This is a genomic window from Nocardioides pelophilus, from assembly GCF_014180685.1.
GTDB lineage: Bacteria > Actinomycetota > Actinomycetes > Propionibacteriales > Nocardioidaceae > Nocardioides > Nocardioides pelophilus.
On record NZ_JACEHF010000256.1, the window covers coordinates 1 to 909 of the forward strand.

General features: G+C 76.9%; 1 protein-coding gene and 1 pseudogene (1 of these 2 only partly in view). Both read left to right on the forward strand.

What is annotated here, in order from left to right; genetic code table 11:
• A pseudogene (locus tag H0488_RS22465) lies at window positions 1-814 on the forward strand (hypothetical protein); the annotation flags it as partial.
• A protein-coding gene (locus H0488_RS22470; protein WP_183101425.1) for an AI-2E family transporter crosses the window boundary here: on the forward strand, window positions 811-909 show its 5' end (the start). The gene runs 1,050 nt beyond the window's last position; the window shows 99 of its 1,149 coding nt (coding positions 1-99); its start codon is at window positions 811-813; its stop codon lies beyond the right edge, outside the window. The pseudogene H0488_RS22465 and the gene H0488_RS22470, both read left to right, overlap by 4 nt.

Below are 909 nucleotides of genomic sequence, written 5' to 3' on the forward strand. Positions count from 1 at the left end.
CGCCGGACTGGGCGGGCGGGCGAGCGCGATGCTGCGCCTGGCCGAGGAGGAGTCCGAGGAGATCCGGACCGTCGCCGAGCGCGACGCCGCCGAGATCCTCGACCAGGCCACCCGCGACGCCAAGGCGATCCGCGCCGAGGCGGCGCGCGAGGCCGAGGACATGCGCGAGGTCCAGCTGCGCGAGCTCGAGGAGAACCGCACCCGGCTGCTCGCCGACGCCGAGCAGGAGCTCGCCCTGGCCAGGAGCACCGCCAGCGACGAGCTGGCCTCCGCCAAGCGCGAGGCCGACCAGCTGCGGCTCGCCGCGCAGCAGGAGGCGAGTGAGCTGCGCAGCGCTGTGCAGCGCGAGGTCGAGCAGGCCCGCGCGGGCGCCGACCGCGAGGTGCAGGAGGCGCGGCGGATGCTCGCCGTCGAGAAGGAGCGGCTGGCCCGCGAGGCCACCGACCACCACAACACGGCCGTGGCCGAGACCCGGCGGCTGGTCGAGGAGGCCGAGCAGCGCGCGGCAGCAGCCGAGCACCGGGCGTCCGAGGCGTCGCGGCAGGCCTCGGAGGGTCGCGCCGCTGCGCAGGCCGAGTCGGAAGCACTGCTGAGCCGAGCGCGTCGCGAGGCCGAGCAGATCGTCGCGTCGGCCCGCACCCAGGCCGAGGCGATCACGGCCAGCGGCGAGGCCGACGCCCAGCGTCAGCTGGCCGCGACCAAGGCCGAGCTCGAGCGCGTCACCAAGCGCCGCGCGGCGATCACCGCGCAGCTCGCCTCGCTGGCCGAGCTCGTCGCCGGGTTCGACGAGAACGACGCCGAGGACCAGAGTTGAGCCTCGGCCGGCGGCGGACGGCCGCCCAGGGGGAGGGCGAGGCGTCCGCGGCCGGCCAACAGGTCGACCAGGAGCCGGTCGTCGACGGCGCGGCC